At 67.4% G+C, this 22,731-nt stretch carries 20 protein-coding genes; 14 read left to right on the top strand and 6 right to left on the bottom strand.

Annotated features, from left to right (window positions below; all coding sequences use genetic code 11):
- Positions 1–135 precede the first annotated feature (135 nt).
- Positions 136–2,169: a bifunctional metallophosphatase/5'-nucleotidase gene (locus NGM07_RS10215; protein ID WP_253510787.1), complete on the bottom strand. Its 2,034-nt coding sequence runs from the start codon at positions 2,167–2,169 to the stop codon at positions 136–138.
- A 352-nt stretch (positions 2,170–2,521) separates the two neighbouring features.
- On the opposite strand from NGM07_RS10215, the gene NGM07_RS10210 reads away from it, so the two are divergent.
- Both NGM07_RS10210 and NGM07_RS10205 read left to right on the top strand, forming a co-directional pair.
- The gene (locus tag NGM07_RS10210; RefSeq protein ID WP_253510785.1) at positions 2,522–2,848 is read left to right on the top strand and encodes a cupin domain-containing protein; all 327 of its coding nucleotides are present in this window, start codon (positions 2,522–2,524) and stop codon (positions 2,846–2,848) included.
- 141 nt (positions 2,849–2,989) lie between these two features.
- Positions 2,990–3,415: a hypothetical protein gene (locus tag NGM07_RS10205; RefSeq protein WP_253510782.1), complete on the top strand. Its 426-nt coding sequence runs from the start codon at positions 2,990–2,992 to the stop codon at positions 3,413–3,415.
- 97 nt (positions 3,416–3,512) lie between these two features.
- Here NGM07_RS10205 and rnz read toward each other — a convergent pair whose 3' ends face one another.
- Complete coding sequence (rnz, locus tag NGM07_RS10200; RefSeq protein ID WP_253510779.1) at positions 3,513–4,439, bottom strand: ribonuclease Z; 927 nt, start codon at positions 4,437–4,439, stop codon at positions 3,513–3,515.
- A 330-nt stretch (positions 4,440–4,769) separates the two neighbouring features.
- On the opposite strand from rnz, the gene NGM07_RS10195 reads away from it, so the two are divergent.
- The 4 genes from NGM07_RS10195 (at position 4,770) to NGM07_RS10180 (ending at position 9,744) form a co-directional block, all read left to right on the top strand.
- A complete protein-coding gene (locus NGM07_RS10195; protein WP_253510776.1) occupies positions 4,770–6,665 on the top strand; it encodes a DUF7282 domain-containing protein in 1,896 nt (631 codons plus the stop codon).
- A 126-nt stretch (positions 6,666–6,791) separates the two neighbouring features.
- A complete protein-coding gene (locus NGM07_RS10190) occupies positions 6,792–7,787 on the top strand; it encodes a DUF4382 domain-containing protein (RefSeq protein WP_253510774.1) in 996 nt (331 codons plus the stop codon).
- A gap of 106 nt (positions 7,788–7,893) precedes the next feature.
- A complete protein-coding gene (locus tag NGM07_RS10185) occupies positions 7,894–8,901 on the top strand; it encodes an AAA family ATPase (protein ID WP_253510771.1) in 1,008 nt (335 codons plus the stop codon).
- Between the two features lie 405 nt (positions 8,902–9,306).
- Positions 9,307–9,744 (top strand): acyl-CoA thioesterase, encoded by a 438-nt coding sequence (locus NGM07_RS10180; protein WP_253510769.1) that lies wholly within the window; start codon positions 9,307–9,309, stop codon positions 9,742–9,744.
- Positions 9,745–9,751: 7 nt separating this feature from the next.
- Here the strand turns inward: NGM07_RS10180 and NGM07_RS10175 are convergent, their stop codons facing one another.
- Complete coding sequence (locus NGM07_RS10175; RefSeq protein WP_253510766.1) at positions 9,752–10,756, bottom strand: methyltransferase domain-containing protein; 1,005 nt, start codon at positions 10,754–10,756, stop codon at positions 9,752–9,754.
- A 342-nt stretch (positions 10,757–11,098) separates the two neighbouring features.
- On the opposite strand from NGM07_RS10175, the gene NGM07_RS10170 reads away from it, so the two are divergent.
- Entirely contained in the window at positions 11,099–11,659 is a 561-nt protein-coding gene (locus NGM07_RS10170; RefSeq protein ID WP_253510763.1) for a TATA-box-binding protein, read from the top strand.
- Positions 11,660–11,797: 138 nt separating this feature from the next.
- Complete coding sequence (locus NGM07_RS10165) at positions 11,798–12,139, top strand: DUF7473 family protein (protein ID WP_253510760.1); 342 nt, start codon at positions 11,798–11,800, stop codon at positions 12,137–12,139.
- A 481-nt stretch (positions 12,140–12,620) separates the two neighbouring features.
- Here NGM07_RS10165 and hisG read toward each other — a convergent pair whose 3' ends face one another.
- Positions 12,621–13,481: an ATP phosphoribosyltransferase gene (gene hisG / locus NGM07_RS10160; RefSeq protein WP_253510757.1), complete on the bottom strand. Its 861-nt coding sequence runs from the start codon at positions 13,479–13,481 to the stop codon at positions 12,621–12,623.
- A 99-nt stretch (positions 13,482–13,580) separates the two neighbouring features.
- Positions 13,581–14,717: a cellulase family glycosylhydrolase gene (locus NGM07_RS10155; RefSeq protein WP_253510754.1), complete on the bottom strand. Its 1,137-nt coding sequence runs from the start codon at positions 14,715–14,717 to the stop codon at positions 13,581–13,583.
- 154 nt (positions 14,718–14,871) lie between these two features.
- Here NGM07_RS10155 and NGM07_RS10150 point away from each other — a divergent pair, with 154 nt between their 5' ends.
- The 5 genes from NGM07_RS10150 (at position 14,872) to NGM07_RS10130 (ending at position 21,297) form a co-directional block, all read left to right on the top strand.
- On the top strand, positions 14,872–16,116 hold the full coding sequence (locus tag NGM07_RS10150; RefSeq protein WP_253510752.1) for a threonine synthase: 1,245 nt from the start codon (positions 14,872–14,874) through the stop codon (positions 16,114–16,116).
- A 104-nt stretch (positions 16,117–16,220) separates the two neighbouring features.
- Positions 16,221–17,510, top strand: a complete 1,290-nt coding sequence (locus tag NGM07_RS10145; RefSeq protein ID WP_253510750.1) for an amidohydrolase — start codon at positions 16,221–16,223, stop codon at positions 17,508–17,510.
- Positions 17,511–17,762: 252 nt separating this feature from the next.
- Positions 17,763–18,536, top strand: a complete 774-nt coding sequence (locus NGM07_RS10140) for a hypothetical protein (RefSeq protein WP_253510747.1) — start codon at positions 17,763–17,765, stop codon at positions 18,534–18,536.
- A 273-nt stretch (positions 18,537–18,809) separates the two neighbouring features.
- Positions 18,810–20,093: an adenosylhomocysteinase gene (locus NGM07_RS10135; RefSeq protein ID WP_253510744.1), complete on the top strand. Its 1,284-nt coding sequence runs from the start codon at positions 18,810–18,812 to the stop codon at positions 20,091–20,093.
- 262 nt (positions 20,094–20,355) lie between these two features.
- On the top strand, positions 20,356–21,297 hold the full coding sequence (locus tag NGM07_RS10130) for an alpha/beta fold hydrolase (RefSeq protein WP_253510741.1): 942 nt from the start codon (positions 20,356–20,358) through the stop codon (positions 21,295–21,297).
- A 16-nt stretch (positions 21,298–21,313) separates the two neighbouring features.
- Here NGM07_RS10130 and NGM07_RS10125 read toward each other — a convergent pair whose 3' ends face one another.
- Positions 21,314–22,138: a formate/nitrite transporter family protein gene (locus tag NGM07_RS10125; protein ID WP_253510738.1), complete on the bottom strand. Its 825-nt coding sequence runs from the start codon at positions 22,136–22,138 to the stop codon at positions 21,314–21,316.
- Between the two features lie 99 nt (positions 22,139–22,237).
- Here NGM07_RS10125 and NGM07_RS10120 point away from each other — a divergent pair, with 99 nt between their 5' ends.
- Positions 22,238–22,660, top strand: a complete 423-nt coding sequence (locus tag NGM07_RS10120; protein ID WP_253510735.1) for a RidA family protein — start codon at positions 22,238–22,240, stop codon at positions 22,658–22,660.
- Positions 22,661–22,731: the final 71 nt, after the last annotated feature.

Raw genomic sequence — 22,731 nt, 5'->3', positions numbered from 1 at the left:
CGGCGCGGGATGCGGATTTCGGCCGCTTCGCGCGGCTTCTCCGCGACCGTTCGAAAGAAGAGTGATGAGCGAACCGGCGTTCTTCGGCGTACCGTCGCCGACCCGGCCGATTCACCTATCGCCAACTCGGTCGACCTACGCGACGGCGACCGGAGTCGCCGTCGCGTGCGTGATGGGTGCTCGCGCGTCGTGTTTCCCGTCCTTTCCGTGACCGTCCTCCTCATCCTTCTCGTGCCCGCGCTTCTTCCCGAAGTCGCTCGGCTCGAGGTCGGCGTTCAGCACCGAGTGGGCGAAGTACACCCGGTCGTAGGCGGTCGAGTCGTACTCGCCGTATATCTCGACCGCACCGTGCCCGCCGGCGAGGCGCTTCAACTCCGAGATGTCGAAGCGGACCCTCACCGTGTCGCCGTCGAGTTCGACCGACTCGGCCGCGACGCGCGGCGCCTCCGGCGCGCGCGTCGCGTAGAAGCTATCCGCGACGGTGGCGTTGGCCCCGGCGGGCGCGTCGAGCGTGACGGTCGCGGTGCCCGCGCGGACCGACACCGACTCGGGTTCGACCACCGCGTCGACCCGGCGGATACGGTCCTCGTCCTCGGGCGAGACGGGGGTGTTGTCCCGTACGTACTCCAGCAGCGCGGTGCCGTAGAGCATGTGAGACTGGCTGACTCGCGGCGCGTCTTCGAGCACCGACCCGTCCCATCCGGCCATGTAGGAGTTGACCGTGACGGTGTAGTTCGCCTCGGGGTCCAGCGGTTCGCCGTTGACCCACGCGTCCCGAATCCGTGTCGCGTTCTCGTGGCCGACCCACTCGTAGGTGACGCCGCTGACCTGCAACTGCGACTCCGGCCCGTAGCGCTGGCCGGTTTCGCTCTCGAGCGTCACGACCTGGCTGGCGAGCAGTCGCTTCAACTCCGCGCCGGTCAACTCGACCGTGACGAGGGTGTTCCGGAATGGGAGGATGTTGTACACATCACCGACGGTGACGTTGCCCGGCCCGTAGACGGCGTTCGAGCGGATGCCGCCCGCGTTGGTTATCGCCACGTCGGCGCCGGTCTGGGCCCGGAACGAGTCGCCGATCATGTTGCCCAGCGCCGTCTCGTCGTGGTAGTTCGAGGCGAACCGGGCGTCGAGCGCGACCGTCGTGCGCCCGATTACCTCGTTCAGGGTCCGTTCGCGGGCCCGCGTGACGATGCGGGCGACCGTCTCGTTCTTCGGCACGCTCTCGGTGACGTTCAACAGGCGGCCGTTCCACCCGACGACCTCGCCGTCCCGGACCGTGAGGTTGAGTTCGGCGACGTGTTCGGCCCGCGCCTCCGCCTCCATGATGACCGCGCCGCCGGTTTCCTGCGGCGGGTACTCGATTTCGTCGTCGCCGACCACGATGGCGTCGACGTTCTCGGTGGTGTTGGCGAGGTTCTTCGCCACGGGGACGCCCAGGTGGGCCGCGACGACGACCACGTCGACGTTCCGCTCCTGCTTGAGCATCGTGGCGTACCTGCTCGCCACGTCGGAGTAGTTGCGGAGTTCGTAGCCCTGCTCGGCGAAGTCGACCGCCGTCTTGGACTTGATCTTCTCGTCTGCCACGCCCACGATGCCGACCTTCACGCCCTGACGTTCGACGACGGTGTACGGCTTCGTGCCCGGAATCGGTTCGCCGGTCTTGGCGTCTACGATGTTGGCCATCAGCCAGGGGAACTCCGAGGCCTCGCTGAAGTTCGCCACCGCGTCGAAGCCGTAGTCGAGGTCGTGGTTGCCGACGACCTCGGCGGCGGGGTCGAGGACGTTCAGCGCCTTCACCGGCACCCGCCACCGGCTGAGCGGCGAGAGCGCGTAGGGACTCACCTCGTCGCCGCCGCCGACCACGACGGTCGGGTTGCCGTGGGCCGCCCGGCGCCGGTTTATCAGGTGGACCATCCGCGGGAGCGTGCCGTTCTCGGCCATCGCGGTCTGGACGTCGTTGTACGAGAGGACGGTGAGCGTCGTCGCGCCGGTGGTGTTGTTCGACGGAGCCACCGCCGCGGCCGGACCGGCCGCGGCGGTTCCGGTTCTACTCTGTGCGTCGATTTCGGTACTGTTCTGCGCGTCGATTCCGCTCGCCACCGCGGGCGGAACCGCCCCCGCGGCGACGACGAGCAGTACGAACGAGAGTGCGATTGCTGACCTTCGCATGCGCGCATACGATGGTAGTGATAACGAATAAAACCAGCTAATTTTACGAAATAGGGGAAAGAATATCACGGGAGTCGTCCGACCGCTCCGGCGCACCGCGATTGTTTCGGCGTATCGTCGATTGCTCCGTCGTACTGTCGATTGCGATGCGCACCGCCGCCCGTTCCCCGTTGACTACCGCGGCCGCCAATCCGTCGAATCGGCGGCCTGGTTCGGGAAGCAGACGGCGCCGGCCCGAAAACCGGGTGGTCACTCTGTGATTCGACCGTTCGTCCACCTGTTCGGGACGAACTACCCCATACTGACACTTAACCCGGAGAAGATATTGCGAACGGTGCCCTATCAGGGGCGTATGTCGGACGTAGTTACGAAATCCGCCGACGCACAGCCACGGGAGTACAGCGGCGTGACGTTCGAACTGCTGGCGGTCGGCGACGAGTCGATGGTGACGAAGATGCTCTACGAGGCGGGCGACGAAGTCCGACTCCACAGCCACCCCAACGAGCAGAGCGGCTACGTGGTTTCGGGTCGGTACAGACTCGTCGTCGAGGGCGAGGAGACGATTCTGGAATCGGGCGACAGCTACGTCGTCCCGAAGGACGTCGAACACGAACTCGAAGCGCTCGAATCGGGGGAGGTCGTCGACGTGTTCGTGCCGCCCCGCGAGGAGTACCTCTAGAGAGGTCGGTACCGCGATTTCCTCGTTCGGTCGAACGTCCACGACTGCCGCGACGTTACCGCGAGGCGCGATGCGAAGCGAACGTCACGCTCGAACGAAGTTCGCCGATAGGTTGAATGCGTGTCACGTCGCTCGCGGGATATGGAGATTCGAACCGGAGCGAGCGCGCTCGTTCGATTCGTCCTCGCTTGGCTCTCCCTCGTCGTCCTCCTCCTTCCGGCGGCAACCGCACTGCTGTTCGTTCCCACGAGTCTCCACGGGTATCCCGCCATCGCCGACTCGACGGTCGAGGCGACGGGGGCAGTCGTCGTCTTGGTCGCCCTGCTGCCCGGTGCGGTCGTGGTGATACGGGGGTCTTCCCTCGGACGCCTCTGGGCGTTCGCGGTCGTAGCCCTCGTCTCGTACTGGGTCGGTGTCAGGCTGATAGACGCCGTCGCGTGGCCGTCCGGCTTCGGGGCGTATCCGGGTTTGTTGAGCGCGAGCGTACTGCTGGTGTGTCTTCTCGCCTACCTTATCGCTGACTTCCTCGTCTACCGGAAAGTGGCGCAGTCGCTCGACGTACCGTAGCGGCCGACTCGGATACCGTCACGTTCCGTCCGCGAGTCGGTCGGAGCGACAACTACGCGGCTACTTCCGGAGGGAGAGTCCGTCCCGCGAACGCCCGTCAGTCGTCGGGGTACGGCACCTCGAAGACGTCGCCGTCGTCCGGCAGGAGCAGTTCGCCGTCGAACGCCTCGGCGGCCTGCTCGCGGTGGGCAGAGACGTCGCGGCCGTACCGCGAGGAGACGTGGACGAGCGCGAGGCGCTTCGCGCCGGCGCGCTCGGCGATCTCGCCGGCCTGCCTGGCGGTCGAGTGGAGGGTGTCCGCCGCCCGGTCCTCGGCGTCGTCGGTGAAGGTGGCGTCGTGGACGAGGAGGTCGGCGGCCTCGGCGGCCTCGGCGACCGAGGCCGCCGGACGGGTGTCGCCGGTGTAGACGAACGTCCGGCCGGGCCGGGGGTCGCCGACCACCTGCTCGGGGCGGACGACCGTCCCGTCGTCGAGTTCGACCGGTTCGCCCTCGTGGAGGCGCGAGAACTTCGGCCCGACCGGGACGCCCAGTTCCTCGGCGTGCTCGCGGTCGAAGCGGCCCTTCCGGTCGTCCTCGACCACGGCGTAGCCGACCGAGGTAGCGTCGTGGCTGGTCCGGAACACCCGGACCTCGTACTCCTCGCGGTCGACCGCGACCCCGCCGGGTTCGACCTCCGAAACCCGGACGGGAAACGACGGCTGGTGGCCCGCCGCGTGGACGAGGCTCTCGATTTCCTCGCCGGTTCCGTTCGGCGCGTGGATGGTCAGCGGTTCCTCGCGGTCGTTGAACCCCATCGTCTGGACCAGGCCCGGCAGGCCGAGCACGTGGTCGCCGTGGAGGTGGGTGACGAAGACGTCCGAGAGGCCGAAGCCGGTGCGAAAGCGCATCATCTGGCGCTGGGTGCCCTCGCCGACGTCGAACAGCATGCGGTCGCCCTCGCGTTCGAGCAGTATCGCGCTTGGATTCCGCTCGGTGGTCGGAATCGCCCCGCTGGTCCCCAGAAAGGTAGTGCGCATCGTCATGATGTGCGGTGGTCGGGCCGCGAGGGGTAAACTCGCTTCGAATCGCTCCGCCGCGTACGTCGCGTTACGACCGCGGAAACGTCGGGTTACGGCCGAAAACGCGCCAGGTGATTCCCGAGACTCGACGGACGAGACACCGGATAGTCCGGGCCTAAAGGTCTGTATCTGAGTGTTACGCGTGTAAACGGTCGGCCCCGTTTATTCGCGGCGTCCCCGTTCCTGTTTCCTGCGGTTAGGGGGTTACAAATGACACGAGATAGAAGGACCATTAGCGCCGTGTTCATGGCCGTTTTGCTGGTGCTAGCGAGCGGTACAGCCGTATCGTTCGCAGTGACGGACCAGACGCAATCGGCGACGAACGCGGTTGGCAGTGGGACGACCACCGAAGCGGTCGAAACGACGACCGCGGAGGAGGTCGCGGATACCACGACTGAGGAAGAGAACGGTGGCGCCGCAGAGACGACCACCGCAGAAGGACAGCAGACCGCAGAAGTGACGTTCCAGAACCAGTCCTCCGACGGCGAAACCATCACCATCGAGTCGGTGACGCTTCCGGAGGGCGGGTTCGTGGCGATTCACGACTCGTCGCTCCTCGAAGGCGACGCGGTCGGGAGCGTGCTCGGCAACTCCGTCTACCTCGAAGCCGGGACGCACGAGAACGTGACCATCAAACTCGCTCGCCCGATCGACGAAACCCAGACGCTCATCGCGATGCCGCACCTCGACACGAACGACAACGAGGTCTACGACTTCGTGACGTCCGCCGGTAACGTCGACGGGCCGTACACCGCGGACGGCGAGGCCGTCACCGATTCGGCCACCGTGAGCGTCGGCGAGGAGACGACGACCGAGGAAGAGAACGGTGGCGCCGAGGAGACGACCACCGAAGCGGTCGAAACGACGACCGAAGCGGTCGAAACCACCACCGAGGAAGATAACGGTGGTGCCGTGGAGACGACGACCGAGGAAGTCGAAACGACCACGGAGGAGGTCGAAACGACGACCGAGGAAGTCGAGACCACCACCGAGGAAGACGACGGTGACGCCGAGGAGACGACCACCGAAGCGGTCGAAACCACCACCGAGGCGGGAGAGGAGACGACGACCGAAGCACCCGCCGGCCAGCAGCGGTTCGTCTTCAAGATCGAGAACATGGAGATCGACCGGTGGTCGTTCGTGATCGGCGACTCCGAGACGCCCGACCGGACCGAAACCGTCAGCAACATCACGGTTTCGGACCGCCGGGTCACCATCAACCTGACTCGGATTCTCCAGCAGCAGGGTGACCTCAGCGAGCAGCAGTTCACCACCCAGAACCCCGAGAAGGTCGAGGAGCAGGTCGAGGAGAACCTCACCGGCGACCTCCAGACGATCCGCTTCGTCATCAAGAACGTCGACATCGAGAACGTGACGTTCGTCGTCACCGCTCCGGCCAACGTCGACGTGCCGCAGCCGCCGCAGATGCCGCCGGAGGAAACGACGACCGAGGAAGTCGAGACCACCACCGAAGCGGTCGAAACGACGACCGAACAGCAGGACGGTGACGGTGCCGTGGAAACGACGACCGAGGAAGTCGAGACGACGACCGAGGAAGTCGAGACGACCACGGAAGAGGTCGAGACGACCACCAAAGCGGTCGAAACGACGACCGAGGAAGTCGAGACGACCACCGAGGAAGAGGAGAACGGTGACGGTGGCGTCGAAACCACGACTGCGGCCGAAACGACGACCGAAGCGGTCGAGACGACGACCGCAGCCGAGACGACCACCGAAGACGGCGCCGGCGCGGCCGAGATGAACTCGTTCCGCGTTTCGAGCCTCGACGCGCCCGCGAACGCCACTGCCGGTGACAACATCACCGTCACCGCGGTCGTCAGCAACCCCAACGACCAGGAATCCACCCAGGAGGTGGCCTTCCGACTCGAAGGGACCGTCCTCGCCCGCCAGTCCGTGACGCTCGGCGCGGGCGAGCAGACGAACGTGAGCTTCGAGATAGAAACCGCCGCGGTGCCGCCGGGACAGTACATCCACGGCGTCTACACCCGCAACTTCGGTGAACTCGGAGTCATCTCCATCGAGAGCGCGACCCAGGAGACGACCACGGCCGAAGGCGCGGAAACCACCACGGCGGAAGACGCGGAGACGACCACGGAGGTCGTCGAAACCGAGACGCCCACGGGCAACGAGACGACCGAAGCGCCCGTGACCACGACCGCGGAAGCCTGACGACGGCGACCGCGACGGACTCGGGAACTCATTTTTCGGACTCGGCCCCGTCGAGCCGACGGTGTGCCGAGAGCAGATGCGACCGACGACGATACTTTATTAACACCGCCAGCGCTCGAACCGAGCGTGACGAAACGACATGCCGCTGTCCTCCTGACGGCGATGCTACTACTCGCCGGGTGTACCGGCGGAACCGGAAGCACAGCGACGACGAGCGCGGGGCCGGCGACCACCGCCGAGGCGACCGAAACCGGAACCGAAACCGCGACCGCCGGGACGGCGTCGGCCGGAGCGACGACCGCCGGCGAATCCGCCGCCGTCCGAACTGACGGTCGCGCCACCGTAGAGTTCTACGTGAGCGACGAGCGCAACGCGATGGGCGACTTCGAACACCTGAACGTCACCGTCACGGAGGTCGGCCTCAAAGCCGCCGGCGAAGGCGACGCCTCGTGGACGACCTTCGACGTCGACGACCGGACCGTCGACCTCACCGAACTGGCCGGCGCGAACGCCAGCCACCTCGGCGCGCTCGACGCCGCCAACGGCACCTATCAGACGGTGTTCGTCCACGTCAGCGAGGTGAACGGCACGCTGACCGGCGGCGAGTCGGTGAACGTCAAACTCCCGAGCAGTAAACTCCAGATTCACGAGGAGTTCTCCCTCGGCGCGAACCAGTCGGTCGATTACGTCTTCGACATCTCGGTGTTCGCGGCTGGCAAGAGCGGCAAGTACATCCTCAAGCCGGTCGTGAGCGAGTCGGGCACCGACGTCGCCGTCGACCCGGTCGGCGAGAAGAAAGGGAAGGACAGCAAGGAAAAGAGCCAGAAGGGGAAGCAAGAGAAGGGCGATGACCGCTCGGACGAGGGGACCGACGCCGCGCTGAACGCCTCGTTCGTCGGGAACGTCACCCGCGGCGGGAACGCGACGCTCGCGGTCGCACAGAACGGGACCGCGGTGGCGAACGCGACGGTTTCGGTGAACGGCGAGTCCGTCGGCGAGACGGACGCCGACGGACGACTCACGTTCGCGGTCCCCGACGCGGCCGAACTCGAAGTCGAAGTCGAAACCGACGACGAGTCGGTCGAACTGAAACTGCGCCTCGGCGACGAGGGCGGCGACTGACGCCGCGACGACCGGACACGAACCCGGAATTCGGACCCGACGATTCGAACCCCGAATCCGGTCCGGACCGACCGATTCTTACGCGCCCGATACCTAGGCGGAGGTGATGGACGCGCCGCTGTGGACCGACACGTACGCGCCCGACCTTGCCGACCTCCCCCAGGAGGAGGTCCGCGAGTACCTCGGGAAGGCCGTCGAGGAGCCGATCAACCTCGTCCTCTACGGCCCGTCCGGGGCGGGCAAGACGGCCGCCGTCCGGGCGCTCGCCCGGGAGGCCCACGACAACCCCGACGCCGACCTGGTGGAGATAAACGTCGCCGACTTCTTCGGCATGACGAAGAAGGAGATCGCATCGGACCCGCGCTTCTCGTCGTTCATCGACAGCAAGCGCAAGCGCAACTCCTCGAAGGCCGACCTCATCAACCACGTCCTCAAGGAGTCGGCGAGCTACTCGCCGGTTTCGGGGTCGTACAAGACGGTCGTGCTGGACAACGCCGAGGCCATTCGCGAGGACTTCCAGCAGGCGCTCCGCCGGGTGATGGAGCGCCACCACGAGGCGACACAGTTCGTCATCACGACCCGCCAGCCCACGAAGCTCATCCCGCCTATCAAGTCGCGGTGTTTCCCGGTGGCGATGCGCGCGCCGACCGTCCCCGAGATCGTCGAAGTGTTAGAGGGCGTCGTCGAGGCCGAGGGCATCGAGTACGACGACCGCGGCCTGGAGTACGTCGCGGGCTACGCCGGCGGCGACCTCCGGAAGGCCCTGCTGGGCGCCCAGACCACCGCCGAAGAGGCGGGCGAACTCACGATGAACGCCGCCTACGAGGTGCTGGGCGAGGTCGGCGTCGACGCCCAGATTCACGAGATGCTGGACGCCGCCGAAGCCGGCGAGTTCTCTGACGCCCGCAAGACGCTCGACGACCTGCTCGTCGACGAGGGCTACAGCGGCGAGGAGGTGCTCGCCGAGATTCTCGACGTGGCTCACTCGGGCCGGTACTCCGGCGACGAACTGGCGGAGTTGACGCGCCTGGCGGGCGAAATCGACATGGACCTCGCAGAGGGGTCGAGCGACCGGATTCACCTCGGTCACCTGCTCGCGGAACTGGGCGCCTGAGTTTTGGATGTGTGTTCGTTTCTCGTAAGCGACAGCACCGCGTACCGCTTCGATAGCACCGCAGACTGCTACCCCTTCGACTACAACCGGACTTCAACTGCAACCGCACCGCGGACCGCGACTCGCACAAATCACACGAGTAGCCGCCCCACGAGCGCGCGCCGTGACCAATGGACGTATCGCGTTCCTTCACGCCCAGCACGGCGCGCGGGGTCGCGGCACGAGGCCGCGACCAACCCGTACGAGGGATGAGCGAACGCAGTTAGCGAATCGGCTGGAGAGATCGTGGTTCCGGTCACTCATTTACATCGTGCGAGTCGCGGTCGCCGTTGCGGTAGCGGTTCTTTTAGTTATCGTACCGTCTCTATCCCGAGATACTTCACGCGCCCACACCTACCCCACCGTATGCCTTCACTTTCACACACCTACCTGGAGAACCGATTCCGCGTCCAGCCAGACGACGCCAACAACTACGAGACGCTCCACGGCGGCGAACTCATGAAGTGGATGGACGAACTCGGCGCGATGTCGGCCATGCGGTTCGCCGGCGAGACGTGCGTCACCGCCGGCGTCTCGGACACCAGTTTCCACCGGCCGGTACCGGTCGGCGATGTCGCCCTCGTCGACGCGTACGTCTACCGGGCCGGAAAGACCAGCGCCACCGTCCGCCTGCGGGCGTGGCGCGAGGACCCCCGGACCGGCGAAACCGAGCGCACCACGGGGTCGTCGTTCACCTTCGTCGCCGTCGACGAGGACGGTGCGCCCGTTTCGGTCCCCGAACTCGCGGTCGAAACCGACGAAGAACGACGTCTGCGCGAGGAAGCGCTGGAAGCCGAGAGCTGAACGACGCTTAGTCGAGCGCCGCCGTCTCGGAATCGTCGAGTACGACCACGTGGCGCACCAGCGACCGGTGGACCCGGCGGTCGAACTCCGCCTCCACCTCCCACCCCGCGTCGCGAGCCTCGTCGGCCCACGAGCGGTCGCCGACGACCACTGCGCGGTCGGCCACGCGGCGGGCCTCCGCGAGCGCGCCCGAGACGAGGTCGTCCAGCCCGAGGTTCGCTATCTTCGACTGGCGGCCGTAGGGCGCGTCGAACACCACCGCGTCGATGGAACCGTCCCGGAACGGGAGGTGTGTGGCGTCGCCCTGGAGCGTCGCCCATTCGCCGGTCGTTCGTTCGTCCGAGTCGAGGTAGCGGCCGAGGTTCTCGGCCGCGCCGCGGGCCATCTTCGACTGGGCGTCGGCGCCGTAGACGGTCGCGCCGACCAGTCCCGCCTCGATGAGCACCCCGCCGGTGCCGCACATCGGGTCGAGCAGGGTCGCGCCGGGTCGCGCGCCCGCCAGGTTCGCGAGCGCGCGGGCCAGCAGGGGGTCCATCCCGCCGGGCTGGAAGAACGGCCGGTCGGTCGGCTTTCGTGACCCGTAGTCCCGCAGGCTCTCGACTTCGAGCCAGCCCAACAGGCAGACGTCGTCGCTGAACAGCGCCCGGAGTTCGTGGTCGGGGTCGTCCAGGTCGACCGCGAACCCCGCGTCGACGAGGACCTGTCCGAGTTCCCGTTCGGCGCGCTGGGTGTCGATGCCGGCGGTTTCGCGCACGTCGCGGGCGCGGACGGCGACGGTGCCCTCGCGAGAGAGGTCGGCGGCTTTCAGCAGGGCGCGGGCCGACGCGAGGCTGGCGTCGGTCCGGCCGAGGAGTTCACTGGCCCGGCGGGTGTAGGCGAGGTTCGCCACCCGGTCGGTGACGGCGGTCGTGGTCGCGAGTCCGGGCGCGACGACCTCGACGCCGGTCGCGGCGCTCGCCGCCTCCGCGGCGGCGAAGCGGTCGTCCTCCCCTCCGAGTTCCAGCGCGTACACGCCCTAGGGGATTCGGCGGTGGCTCTTGGGGGTTTCGTCTCCGGGTCGGCCGGGACTCGGACGCGAAGTCCTCGCGGGCCTCAGAACTCGGCGGCCCGCGTCGGACGAACGCGACGCCGATCCATCTCGCCGGTTCACCTTTCCCGGGCTGAATTTCCCGGTCGGTGAAACCAGCGTGCACCGCGGGTCGGCGAGGCGAAAAACGAAGTGAGAGGCCGTATCGACCCTGATATAAGTGAAACTCTGGGAGACGGTCCACGGAGAACATAAAAACCGACTGAGGTACGTATCAGCAAAGAGTACCAACCTTTATAAACCTTAAATACGTCCTTTAAGTCGTACATGACTGACCCAAAGGAGACCATCAACATTGAAAACGTGGTCGCCTCCACCGGCATCGGGCAGGAACTCGACCTCCAGAGCGTGGCGATGGACCTGGAGGGGGCCGACTACGACCCCGAACAGTTCCCCGGTCTGGTCTACCGCACCCAGAACCCCAAGTCGGCCGCGCTCATCTTCCGCTCGGGCAAGATCGTCTGCACCGGCGCCAAGAGCACCGCCGACGTCCACGAGAGCCTCGAAATCGTCTTCGACAAGCTTCGAGAGCTCCAGATCAACGTGAACGAGGACCCCGAGATCGTCGTCCAGAACATCGTCACCTCCGCCGACCTCGGGCGCAACCTCAACCTCAACGCCATCGCCATCGGTCTCGGCCTGGAGAACATCGAGTACGAACCCGAGCAGTTCCCCGGTCTGGTCTACCGCCTCGACGAACCCGAGGTCGTCGCGCTCCTGTTCGGTTCGGGCAAACTCGTCATCACCGGCGGCAAGAAGCCCGAGGACGCCGAGCAGGCGGTCGACAAGATCGTCTCGCGGCTCGAAGAACTCGGTCTGCTCGAATAACGCGATCCGGCGATTCGAAGCGGTCGCAACGCAGAAACGGTCGCAGTGCGGTGCGGTCACGGCGGTCCGGAGCGGTCCTCGCCGGTTCGATTCGATCCGAACCGGCAAACACAAACCCCGGCGGTCGCATTTTTCGGTATGGTTTCGGTCACGGCGCTCGTCGGCACGTTCGTGCTGGCGGTGCTGTTCTACGGCGTCACCGCCCACATCGCCGCGCGCTACGTCCTCGGCGAGGTGCCGATCTCGCGGGCGTTCGTCGTCGGCGTCGTGCCCGCGATAATCTCGTTCGCGCTCCAGGCGTACCATCCGGCGGTTGTCATCCCGCTGGCGGTCGTGGCCGACTTCTTCGCCGTCCGGGGGGTCTACCGGCTCAAGTATCTGACCAGCGGACTGGTCACGGCCGCCCACTTCACCGTGAGCGCGCTGCTCGGCATCGCCATCTACAATCTGGTGGCTTTGCTCTCTACAGCACCGACGTAACATCGGGGTGCATTTGCTGTGAACTGTGACGGTAGGACGACAGCACTGCAGACCGCCTCCCGCACATTATAACTGAACGACTGCACACTGCTACGGAAGGCCGACAGCACCGCGGACAGTTACTTGCACGGTACAAATGAGTAACCGCACCGCCCCGCGACAGCCACACGCCTCCCCAGCCGATTCCCTCACTCGCTGACGCTCGTTCGGTCATCCCTCGCGCGAGTTCGTCGCCGCACGAGGCGGCGACCGCGCGCCGTGCCAGCTGTGGAGACATGCGGAACTGTCCTTCGGGCATGGCGCGCTAGCGCGGCCCTGCGGTTGCGGTGCGGTACTCAGTTGTCTCGTGTGAGTAGCGGCCGCAGTGGCGGTGCTAGGCGGGGGTATCCTAGTGCACCGTCTCACCGTCATCGTGCTCAGGAGTTTCTCTCCTCCTACGCGTCATACGTACGATGACCTCCGAAAAACACACGCCTGGCCGTCACTCCACGAGTCGCTCGATTTCCGTCACCAGAATCCCGCTCGCGCCCACGCCCTTCAGGTCGTTGATAGTTTCGAACACGTCGCGTTCGTCGACGACGGCGTGGACCGCGACCATCTCCTCGCCTCCCTGCTTCTCCTCGATGTCCATCACGGTCGGCCCGCCCAGCCCCGGAATCACGTCCCGGACCGCCTCCAGTCGGTCGGCGGGAGCGTTCATCATCAGGTAGCGCTTCCCGTCAGCGGAGAGCACCGACCGGAGCGCCATCACGACCTGTTCGACCTTCTCGTCGTCGGCGACGTCCTCGCGGGCGAACAGGCGGACGGAACTCGACAACACCTCGTCGACGACGGCGAGGCGGTTGACCTTCAACGTCGTCCCGGTCGAGGTGATGTCGATGATGGCGTCGGCCATCTCGACGTGCGGGGTGAGTTCGGTCGCGCCGCTGACCTCCACGATGTCGGGGTCGACGCCCTGTTCGGCGAAGTACCGGCGGGCGACGTTCGGGAACTCGGTGGCCACCGTCTTCCCCGCGAGGTCCTCGACGGTTTCGATGCCGCCGTCCTCGGGGGCCGCCAGCACGAGGCGACACCGGCCGAACTCGAGGTCCAGTAAGTCGACCACGTCGCCGGGTTCGGCCTCCCGCATCTGGTCGAGGCCGGTGATGCCGACGTCGGCCGCGCCGTCGCTGACGTACTCGGGGATGTCGGCGGCGCGCGCGAACAGCAGCGTCACCTCGGGGTCGACCGTGTCGGCGTACAACTTCCGGTCGGCGCCGTCGACGGCGTGGAGGCCGGCGTGTTCGAGCAGTTCCATCGACGGGTCGTGCAGTCGGCCCTTGTTCGGGACGGCGATTCGCATGGTTCGGTGGGGATTCGGGTTCGCGGGGGAACTACCTTTCCATCCCGCAGTTCTCGCCGGCGGGCCGGCCCCTCTTCCGTTTCGTCCGGGTCGCTCCGGCTACGGCGCCCACCGGCGCTCGGCCGTCGCTGCCCAGTCGGGCCAGTCTTGGCGTTCGAACCACTCGCCGCCGTCGCCCGAGATGGCACGGGCGTCGTCGACCGAGTAGACCGCCCCGTCCTCGTGGACGAGGCCGTTCAGCCGCCCCATCTTCCGGGGTTTGTTGATGTATGCCGGCTTGAGCATGAGTTGCCAAAAGAAGTCGCCGTCGACGTCGCTGTCGGCGATGATATCGGCGACCGACGAGTAGTTCGGCAGGAACTTGTTCGGCGGTTCCGGCCGGCGCGAGCGCTGCCACTCCGTCAGCCAGATGGGTTTGCCCGCGTCGGCCGCGACCCGCTCGGCCTCCCGGAGTTTGCGCTCCATGTCGGCGGCCGTCTTCGGCAGGTTGTAGTGGAACTGGTAGACATCGAGTTCGGGGTCGGCGTACTGGCGGTTGTACTTGAAGTCCTTGCAGCCCATCGTCAGCGGGACCGTAGAATCGACGCCGCGGGCGGCCCGGAGCATCGCCCGGCAGAACTCGACGCGGGGTTTCAGGTCGCCCGGTTCGTTCATAATCTCGAGCGCGAGGAGGGCGTCGCGTCCGCCGTACCGCTTCGTGAACCACTCGACGAACTTCCGGGGGCCGTCCCACAGCGACTCGTTCTCGACGACCTTCAGGCTCGGCGACTTCACCGCGAAGGCGGTCATCACGTCGTCGTCGGCGAAGTTCTTCGGGACGGGTTCGGCCCCGATGCTCTCGAAGAGGACGGGGAGGATCTGGAGGTCCCGGTCGGCGGCGGTCGAGAGCAGGTGGTCGAACGCGCGGCGGAACTTCCCGGGGTGGTCGCGCCAGAACTCCCAGCCCACGACGACGCGGAGCGCGTCAAGGTTCAGGTCGGCCGCGTACGAGAGGTCGCGTTCGATCTCCGCGCGGTCGTACTCGGTCCAGACCTGGTAGTGGTTGTACGCGCGGGCGGGCCAGTAGATGGCCCCCCGGAGGCCCGATAGCTCGTTGCCGTTCGGGGACCCGCCGCCCGCGGCCACGGAATCGGTCGCGACCGAGGATGCCGAGACGGTCGCAGCCGCCGCGCCTGCCATCTTTAGGTAGGAGCGCCGGTCGAGCAACGATTCTCGCGTGCCAGTGTCGCGTGCCATGAGATTCAAAGAAGAGGGCTAATTTAAATCATTTGCTGTTCTCCCGGAGTATATTCATCGACCGTGAAGGTATCGCCGCGCTCGGACGAAACGAACCGACGGGCTTCTCGCCGATTCCCGAACCCACTTTTCCGCGGTCCGCGAACGCCGAGCCATGCGCTACGACTTCGAGTGCATCGCGTGCGGCGCCCGCGTCGACCCCGAAGACCGACCCGCCGAGTGCCCCGACTGCGGTGGCCCGCTCGAAGTCGCGTTCGACGCGGGTGCGCTTCCAGACGCCCTCCCCGAGAGCGACCGCACCGACCTCTGGCGCTACGCCAGCTTCCTCCCGGCCGAGGAAGTCTCGCCGGTCCCGATGGGCGAGGGCTGGACGCCCCTCGCCGACGCTCCCGCGCTCGCGGCCGCGAGCGCGGGAGCGTCGGCGGACGAACGAGAATCCGGCCTCGAAGTCCTCCTCAAGAACGAGACGACCAACCCCACGTGGTCGTGGAAGGACCGCCTCGCGACCGTCGTCGTCCCCCGGGCGGTCGCCGACGGCGCGGACCGCATCGCGACCGCGACCTCCGGCAACCACGGGAGCGCCGTGGCCGCCTACGCGGCCCGTGCGGGGGTCGAGCGCGTCCTCGCGTTCGTCTCGCCGTCGAGCGAGGCGCCCCACCACCGCCAGATGCGGGCCTACGGGGCCGAGTCGATTCACCTGTCCGACTACGCGCCCCGCAAGCGCCTCCTCGGGGAACTCGCCGACCGCGGCTGGTTCGTCGCCTACGACCTCGACGGTCAGTACACCGGCCAGCCCTACGTCTACGAGGGCTACAAGACCATCGCGTTCGAACTGGTCGAGCAACTCGGCGAGGTGCCCGACGCGGTGGTCGTCCCGGTCGGCGCGGGCGACGGCTTCTACGGCGTCTGGAAGGGGTTCCGGGAACTCCGCGGCCTCGGCATCACCGACGCGGTGCCGAAGATGGTCAGCGCCGAGTCCGCGGAGCGCCATCCGCTCGCGGCCGCCGTCGCGGCCGGCACGGAGTCGGTCGGCCGCGACGACGGGCCGGAACCGCTGAGCACGTCGACGATGGGGACGACCTCGGGCGACCACGCGCTCGCGGCGGTCCGGGAGTCGGGCGGGGCGGCCTACGCCGCCCCGCGGGCGGCCGTCGAGGCCGCGATTCGGACCTGCGGTCAGGACGGTCACTTCCTCGAACCCGCGTCGGCGCTCGCGCCCGCGGTGGTCGAGCAGGCCGTCACCGACGGCCTGCTCGACGCCGACGAGACGGTCGTCTGCGTCGCCACCGGGGCGGGCGTCGCGTGGCCCGAGAAGACCGCTGACGCGGTCGGAGACGCCCCGACGGTCGACCCCGACCTCGACGCCGTGGCGGACGCGGTCCCCTTTTCCCTGGACTGACTCGACGGGGATGTGAGCGCGCGGCGCTCGCGGTTCGTCAGGATTCGAGTTCCGGCCGTCCTGAACCCGATGGATTGACACGCCCGCCGCCGAAACGTCGGGACATGACTACCCTGCGAATCGCGGGCGGGACGGTGCTCCGACCGGACCTCTCGGTCGAGGAAGCTGACGTGCTGATAGACCGGGACGAGGGGACGATTCTCGACGTCGGCGACACCGACGAGGGCGACGAGACGCTCGACGCCGAAGACGGCCTCGTGATACCGGGGCTCGTCAACGCCCACTGCCACGCCGCGATGACGCTCCTGCGGGGCTACGCCGACGACAAGCCGCTGGATGCGTGGCTTCAAGAGGACGTCTGGCCAGTCGAGGGAGCGTTCACCCCCGAGGACGTGCGGGCGGGCACCGACCTCGCCCTGCTGGAGATGATTCGGTCGGGCACCACCGCGTTCGCCGACATGTACTTCCACGTCCCGGAGGTCGTCGCGGCGGTCGAGGAGGCGGGCCTGCGCGCCCGCGTCGGCCACGGCGTCGTCACGGTCGGCAAGGACGAGGAGGCCGCCCGCGAGGACTTCCGGACGAGTCTCGACACGGCCCGGGAGTTCGACGGCGCGGCCGGCGGCCGGGTGAAGACGGCCGTGATGCCCCACAGCCTCACGACCGTCGACGAGGACCTCCTCCGGGAGTTCGTGGCGAAGGCCCGCGAGGCGGGCGTCCCGCTCCACTACCACGCCAACGAAACCGAGGGCGAGGTCGACCCCATCGTCGAGGAACGGGGCGAACGCCCCATCGAGTACGCCCGCGACTGCGACATGACCGGCCCCGACGACTTCCTGGCCCACGGCGTCCACCTCGACGAGAGCGAAATCGGGGTGCTGGCCGACTCGGGCACCGCGGTCGTCCACTGCCCGGCCTCGAACATGAAACTCGCCAGCGGGATGGCGCCCGTCCAGGCGATGCGCGAGGCGGGCGTGACCGTCGCGCTCGGCACCGACGGCGCGGCCTCGAACAACGACCTCGACCTCTTCGACGAGATGCGCGACGCCGCGATGGTCGGCAAACTCGCGGCCGACGACGCCAGCGCGGTCCCCGCGAAGGCGGTCGTGGGGATGGCGACGACGGGGAGCGCCGACGCGCTCGGCTTCGACTCGGGCCGCATCGAGGCGGGCGCGAACGCCGACCTCGCGGTGCTGGACCTCGACGCCGCCCACTTGACGCCGCGCCACGACCTCGTGAGCCACCTCGCCTACGCGGCCCGCGGGTCGGACGTGCGCCACACCGTCTGCGACGGGCGGGTGCTGATGCGCGACCGGGAAGTGCTGACCCTCGACGCCGACGCCGTGCGTGCCGCGGCCGAGGAGCGCGCGGCCGCCGCGGTCAAGCGCGCGGAGTAAGTATTCGACCTTCGACTCGCCGCACAGACGTATCGGATTTCTTCACCGCAACCGTCGGAACAGAGAGAAGAAACGCGACGTTTCCGCCTCGCCGCAGAAGAAATGTCGCGTTAAACTATCATCGTTGAACGCTCTCCATGCTTTTTGAACTTTCTAAGCAGATATGAGAGCTTCGTGTACTGTCGGTGAACCGTGCGAACCGAACGAACGGCGAGCGGGGTTTATCCTGTCGAGATTCGAGGAGACGAGTGCATGAAATCGAACAATCGACTCGTCGCGGTCGCGCTCGCCGGCGTCCTAATCCTGTCGGCGTTCGCGTCCGCGGGCACTGCCGCGCTCGGAACCGCCGCAAATACGTCGGCCAACCAGCCGCTATCGGTTTCGGTCGACGACGCGGGCAACGAGGGTGCGACGGTGACGGTCACGCAGAACGGCTCGGCCGTCGCCAACGCCTCCGTGTCCGTGGCGCCCGCCGGCAACGTCTCCTACGCGGGGACGGGCGAGTACGCGACCGACGAGGACGGCACCGTCTCGCTCCCCGAACCCGAGGATAACGTGACGGTCGTCGTCACCACCGAGAAGGAGAACCTGACCGCCCAGACCACCGCGACGCTGACCGTCGCGGCCGAAGAGGAGTCGAAGTCGTTCGGCCAACTGGTTTCGGCGTTCGTCCACGACATGCTCGAAGCCGGCAGCGAGGGCGGCCCGCTCGGCCAACTCGTCTCTGACTTCGTGACCGCGAACAACCCCGGTTCGGAGCACAAGCCTGACCACGCGGGCAAGCCCGCCGACGCAGGGAAGCCCGACCACGCCGGCAAGAGTGGCGACGCGGGCAAACCCGACCACGCCGGGAAGGACGGCAAGAAGGGCGACGCCGACGCCGAGCAGAACGCCACCGCCGAGGGCGACGGCCACGGCAAGCCCGACCACGCCGGCAAGAACGACGACGGCGAGCAGGGTGACGACGAGAAGGACGGCGGAAAGGACGACGGTAAGAAGGGCAACGGCAAGGCCAAGGGCCGCTGAGGTCCGAAATCCGGCGGACACGGTCTTCGCTCCGACCGCGCTCCGTTCGGTCGCCCGGGTCCCCGCGTTTCGTAACTCGCCCGGGGCCAATGGGCCGCCCTCCGGTCGCCGACCGTCTACGTTCGGCGACCTTCGACACTACTCGCTGACGCTCGTTTTCGCTCCTCCGCACGCTTCAGTCCGGCGGGAAGCCGGACCCAGCAGGACTCCGACGGCGGGCCGTCGACGTCCGGCTTCGGTAGCGTTTTGGGTCCGGTCCCCTCTCGTTTAGCCATGGCAGATTATCCGACCATCTCCGAGCAGGTCGAGGACGTGGCGTCCGCCCGCGAGGAGGGCCACCGGAAGATGGACTGGGCACGAGAGCACATGCCGATACTGACCGCGGTGCAGGCCGAGTTCGAGGAGGACCAGCCCCTCGACGGCCAGCGCATCGGCATGGCGATGCACGTTGAGGCCAAGACCGCCGTGCTCGTCGAGACGCTCGCGGAGGGCGGCGCGGAGGTCGCGGTGACTGGGTGCAACCCGCTGTCGACCCACGACGACGTGAGCGCCGCGCTCGACGAACACCCCAACATCACCTCCTACGCCAAACGCGAGGTCGACGACGAGGAGTACTACGCCGCCATCGAGGCGGTCATCGACCTCGAACCCACCATCACCGTCGACGACGGGATGGACCTCGTCGCGGCCATCCACGAGGACTACCCCGAACTCATCGACTCCATCGTCGGCGGCTGTGAGGAGACGACCACCGGCGTCCACCGCCTGCGCGCGATGGACGCCGACGGCGAACTGAAGTACCCCGTCTTCGCCGTCAACGACACGCCGATGAAGCGGCTGTTCGACAACGTCCACGGCACCGGCGAGTCCTCGCTGGCCAACATCGCCATGACGACGAACCTCTCGTGGGCGGGTAAGACCGTCGTCGTCGCGGGCTACGGTTACTGCGGGAAGGGCGTCGCGAAGAAGGCGGCCGGCCAGAACGCCAACGTCGTCGTCACCGAGGTCGAACCCCGGCGCGCGCTGGAGGCCCACATGGAGGGCTACGACGTGATGCCGATGGACGAGGCCGCCGAAGTCGGCGACGTGTTCCTGACGACGACGGGCAACCGGGACGTCGTCACCCGCGAGCACTTCGAGAAGATGGACGACGGCGTGGTGCTGGCGAACGCCGGCCACTTCGACATCGAGATCGACCTGGACGCCCTCTCGGACCTGGCGACCAGTCAGCGCGAGGCCCGCGACGGCGTCGAGGAGTACCGCCTCGAAGACGGCACTCGCATCAACGTCCTCGCGGAGGGTCGGCTCGTAAACCTCGCTTCGCCCATCGCGCTCGGCCACCCGGTCGAGGTGATGGACCAGAGCTTCGGCGTCCAGGCCGCCAGCGTGCGCGAACTGGTCGAGAACGGTGACGCCTACGACGCGGGCGTCCACGACGTGCCCGACGAACTCGACCGGGAGATCGCCGAGATAAAGCTGGAGGCCGAGGGCATCGAGATAGACGAGTTGACGCCCGAGCAGGAAGAGTACATGGGTAGCTGGCAGCACGGGACGTAAGCGGTACTCGTCGGTCGGCCCGAAGAGCGGGCGCACGTTCGATTCGGTTTCGACGCTAGCCGCGATTACTCGCCGTTCGACAGCAACCTCGACGCGCCCTTCACTATCGTTCCGAGATACGCGATTCCCCCGAGGATTCCTCCGATCGCGAGCAACGGTTGCGAACTGTCGTCCGCGGGGAGACGGCTACTGATGACCGGACGTGCGCACCGCGTACGTCCGGTCGCTAACACTTTCCTTCCGGAGCACCTACTCCGCCACCATGACGCTCGAATACGACCACGTTCCCAGCGACGAGGCCCGACGGTTCCTCGACGCGGTCTGCGACTACTACGACGTCGACGCTCGCTCGGCGTACACCGAACTCCCCGACCCCGCCAGCCGCGTCCACTACCTGACCGCGGGCGAGGGGCCACCGCTCCTGCTTCTGCACGGACTCAGTACGACTTCCGCCTCGTGGCTCCCGATGTTCGACGCGTTGACCGACCGCTTCACCGTCTACGCACCCGACCGGCCGGGCCGAGGCCTCTCGACCGCGGTCGATTACCGCGAAACCGGGTTCCGGGAGTTCGGCGCCGAGTACGTGGCCGACTTCCTCGATTCGGTCGGCGTCGAGGAAACCGCGGTGATGGGCAACTCGCTGGGCGGCTTTCAGTCCTTCGCGCTCGCGCTCGACCACCCCGAGCGGGTGGACCGGCTCTGCGCCATCGGCGCGCCGGCCGGCCTCTCGCGGTCGATTCCGACGCTGTTCAAGGTTCTCGATCTGCCGGTGGTCGGCGACTGGCTGTTCGACTACTTGAAGGCCGAGTCGGTCGCCGACGCCCGGCGGGGCTACCGACAGATGAACGTCGAGGACGACTCTGCGCTCCCGGACGCCTTCTTCCGGCCGGGGCTCGTCACCGAGGACCTGCCCGGCCAGCGCGAGAGCCTTCGGTCGCTGATGGAGACGCTGGGTACCGTCCGAGGGATGCGCCCGCAGTTCGACCTGCGCGAGCAGGTCGAGGCGATGGAGACGTCGACCCGGTTCGTCTGGGGTACGGAGGATTACTTCTGGTCGCCGTCGGTGGGTCGCCCCGTCGCCGGCGCGATGGCGAACGCCGACTTCGTGACGCTGCGCGACCACGGTCACACGCCGTGGCTCGAACCGGGCGACGCGGCGACGGAGGCCGCGGTGAGTTTCTTGGCGGCCGACATGCGCGAGTGAAAGCCGCCCAACGCCGCTAGTCGACGCCGCGGACCACGTAGGCGTACTTGAGTATCGCCACGAAGATGCCGCCGCCGATGACGTTACCGAGCGTGGCGAGCGCGAGGAACCCGACGTAGTTCGCCAGCGTTATCGACGGCGACACCAGCGTGCCCGCCAGCACTTCGACGTTGCCGGCGATGGAGTGTGGCAGGTGGGCGATACCGATGCCGGTCGCCACCAACCAGACGACGACGATGCGCGAGATGCTCTCCTGGGCGGCGGTGAGTAGCCACGAGAGCAATCCCATCAGCCAGCCCGCGACCACGCTCCCCGCGAGCAGTACTCCCGGTTCGTGGTGGACGAGCGGCGTCGCAATCTCGGCGAACACCGAGCGCTCGACCGCGCCGTACGCCGGCGCGAAGTTCACCATCGCGACGGTGAACGCGATACCGCCGACGATGTTCCCGGCGTAGACGAGCCCCCAGAGCCGACCCAGCTGTGCGAGCGTGGCTCGCCGGTCGAGCACGGGCAGGACCGCGAGCGTCGTGTACTCGGTGAACAGCGCCGCCCGGCTTCCGATGACGAAGATAAAGCCGATAGCGTAGGCGTTCGCGACGAGCAGTTCGGTCGCCGGCGTCCCCCACGACCCGCCGACGACCGTCAGCACGACGCCCATGAACAGCGGGCCGAACCCGATGTCCAGTCCCGCCGACAGCCCCGAGAGGAACAGGCCGCTGGTGGGGCGTTCGAGTTCGGTCACGCCCATCGTTATCTCTCCGGCGAGGATGGCCTCCGAAGATTTCTGCTCGTCGGACGACGGGGTCGTTTCGCGGTTCTCGTCCGGGACGTTCGACGACACGGAACACGACACGGCCGGAAGACGAAAAAGCCGACTGGCCGGCCGAGCGAGGTCTTGACCGACGGCGACAGTGAAGGTCCCGCGCCTCGTGGGTCGGACATGGCACGCCGGAACGTCGCTTCGGGCACCGAGTGGGAGTCGAAAGTCGGCTACTCGCGGGCGGTTCGCGTCGGGCGCGTCGTCGAAGTGTCGGGGACGACCGCGACCGACGAGGACGGCGAACTCGTCGGCGCGGGCGACCCCTACGCCCAGGCGAAACGGGCGCTCGAAAACGTCGAGTCGGCGCTCGGAGAAGCGGGGGGGAGCGTCGAGGACGTGGTCCGCACCCGGATGTACGTCACCGACATCGCGAACCACTGGGAGGCGGTCGGTCGCGCCCACGGCGAGGTGTTCGGGGACGTTCGGCCCGCGACGAGCATGGTCGAAGTGTCGGCTCTCATCGACCCGGAGATGCTCGTGGAAGTCGAGGCGACCGCCCGTCTGCCGGAAGTCGAGAATAAGGCGGGGACCGAGTCGGCGTGACCGCCGCCCGGTTTCACTTACACCGCGCTTGCGAGGGACTTAACACGGGGAAGGAGACACTACCCAACATG

The organism is Halorussus vallis, assembly GCF_024138165.1.
Taxonomy (GTDB): Archaea; Halobacteriota; Halobacteria; order Halobacteriales; family Haladaptataceae; genus Halorussus; species Halorussus vallis.
Note: the sequence above shows the minus strand (reverse complement) of the source record. Positions and strands in the feature narration are given on the sequence as shown.